Annotated in this window: 1 protein-coding gene and 2 rRNA genes (1 of these 3 cut by a window edge); all 3 read right to left on the reverse strand. The window is 52.7% G+C overall.

Annotated elements, in window-relative coordinates; genetic code table 11:
* Positions 1–659 (reverse strand): bifunctional biotin--[acetyl-CoA-carboxylase] ligase/biotin operon repressor BirA (gene birA / locus AC1DRJ_RS16265; RefSeq protein WP_477803057.1); only part of this gene is annotated, 659 nt, incomplete at its 3' end.
* 135 nt (positions 660–794) lie between these two features.
* A 5S ribosomal RNA gene (rrf, locus tag AC1DRJ_RS16270) occupies positions 795–910 on the reverse strand.
* Positions 911–1,078: 168 nt separating this feature from the next.
* Positions 1,079–2,500: ribosomal RNA gene (locus tag AC1DRJ_RS16275) — 23S ribosomal RNA — on the reverse strand (it continues 1,470 nt past the right edge of the window).

Consider the following 2,500-nt stretch of genomic DNA (forward strand, 5'->3'; position numbering starts at 1 on the left):
GTCCATAACTGATCAACCTCATCCGTGATCTGCATATTGACGTTAATTCCAACACCCAACACCACGTGACACACATCCGCAGGATCACCCACCAACTCGAGCAATATCCCGGCGATCTTTTTCTGCCCAACCAAAACATCGTTGGGCCATTTTAACCCCACCCCCGGAACACCGAGCGCTCGCAAGGCCTGCATGACCGCAAGACCGACAACGAGACTCAGCCCTTCCAGTTGTCGCATTCCACCTTCAATACGCAATACCAGACTGTAATAGATGTTTTCTGCAAAAGGACTGACCCATTTGCGGCCCCGACGTCCGCGGCCAGCCGTCTGGCGTTCAGCAAGCACCAAAAATGGCGTAGCTTGGCCGCGCTCGATAGCGCGCAAAGCCTCAGCGTTGGTAGAGTCTATTGAATCGAAGACGAAAATTGGCCAGTCACACGTAGGTGCTTTGTCTTTTATGGCGACGGGATCAAGCAGCGTCAGCGGCGTCGCCAGTTGATATCCGCGACCACGCACTTTATGAATCGACAAGCCGAGCTCAGCCTCTAAATGCTGAAGCTGCTTCCACACGGCACTACGACTGACACCCAGGGCAACACCCAGGGCCTGGCCCGAATGGAATCGGCCATCCTTAAGAAGCTTTAACAACGTCAGCATGCAAGTCTCGCCTCACAATGAGGCCCGCATGATAGCCATGCCCCGAGCCGTTGCATAGAAACCCGACAAGACGGATTTCCTGCGGRCAAAACAAAACCCCTACCTGCATACGCAGATAGGGGTTTCGGAATTTAATCTTGACGATGACCTACTCTCACATGGGGAAACCCCACACTACCATCGGCGATGCATCGTTTCACTGCTGAGTTCGGGATGGGATCAGGTGGTTCCAATGCTCTATGGTCGTCAAGAAATTCGGTAGCCAGGTCGTTYTCTCTTGCGAGATCACGCTCCAGCGAATGGGTATGTAATAGATTTGTGTGTTTCTTCGAATTTTCGACTGTGTATCGTCTTCACACACCGCAATCTGGTGCTCTTTCGCTTTTCAGCTCGAAGCCTGCAAATTGCTTGGGTGTTATATGGTCAAGCCTCACGGGCAATTAGTATTGGTTAGCTCAACGCCTCACAGCGCTTACACACCCAACCTATCAACGTCGTAGTCTTCGACGGCCCTTCAGGGGACTCAAGGTCCCAGTGAGATCTCATCTTGAGGCTAGTTTCCCGCTTAGATGCTTTCAGCGGTTATCTATTCCGAACATAGCTACCCGGCAATGCCACTGGCGTGACAACCGGAACACCAGAGGTTCGTCCACTCCGGTCCTCTCGTACTAGGAGCAGCCCCTCTCAAATCTCAAACGTCCACGGCAGATAGGGACCGAACTGTCTCACGACGTTCTAAACCCAGCTCGCGTACCACTTTAAATGGCGAACAGCCATACCCTTGGGACCGGCTTCAGCCCCAGGATGTGATGAGCCGACATCGAGGTGCCAAACACCGCCGTCGATATGAACTCTTGGGCGGTATCAGCCTGTTATCCCCGGAGTACCTTTTATCCGTTGAGCGATGGCCCTTCCATACAGAACCACCGGATCACTAAGACCTACTTTCGTACCTGCTCGACGTGTCTGTCTCGCAGTCAAGCGCGCTTTTGCCTTTATACTCTACGACCGATTTCCGACCGGTCTGAGCGCACCTTCGTACTCCTCCGTTACTCTTTAGGAGGAGACCGCCCCAGTCAAACTACCCACCATACACTGTCCTCGATCCGGATAACGGACCTGAGTTAGAAYCTCAAAGTTGCCAGGGTGGTATTTCAAGGTTGGCTCCACGCGAACTGGCGTCCACGCTTCAAAGCCTCCCACCTATCCTACACAAGCAAATTCAAAGTCCAGTGCAAAGCTATAGTAAAGGTTCACGGGGTCTTTCCGTCTAGCCGCGGATACACTGCATCTTCACAGCGATTTCAATTTCACTGAGTCTCGGGTGGAGACAGCGCCGCCATCGTTACGCCATTCGTGCAGGTCGGAACTTACCCGACAAGGAATTTCGCTACCTTAGGACCGTTATAGTTACGGCCGCCGTTTACCGGGGCTTCGATCAAGAGCTTCGCGTTAGCTAACCCCATCAATTAACCTTCCGGCACCGGGCAGGCGTCACACCCTATACGTCCACTTTCGTGTTTGCAGAGTGCTGTGTTTTTAATAAACAGTCGCAGCGGCCTGGTATCTTCGACCGGCATGGGCTTACGCAGTAAATGCTTCACCCTCACCGGCGCACCTTCTCCCGAAGTTACGGTGCCATTTTGCCTAGTTCCTTCACCCGAGTTCTCTCAAGCGCCTTGGTATTCTCTACCCAACCACCTGTGTCGGTTTGGGGTACGGTTCCTGGTTACCTGAAGCTTAGAAGCTTTTCTTGGAAGCATGGCATCAACCACTTCGTGTTCTAAAAGAACACTCGTCATCAGCTCTCGGCCTTAGAATCCCGGATTTACCTAAGATTC

The sequence above is a fragment of the Pseudomonas sp. P5_B2 genome (genome assembly GCF_056400445.1).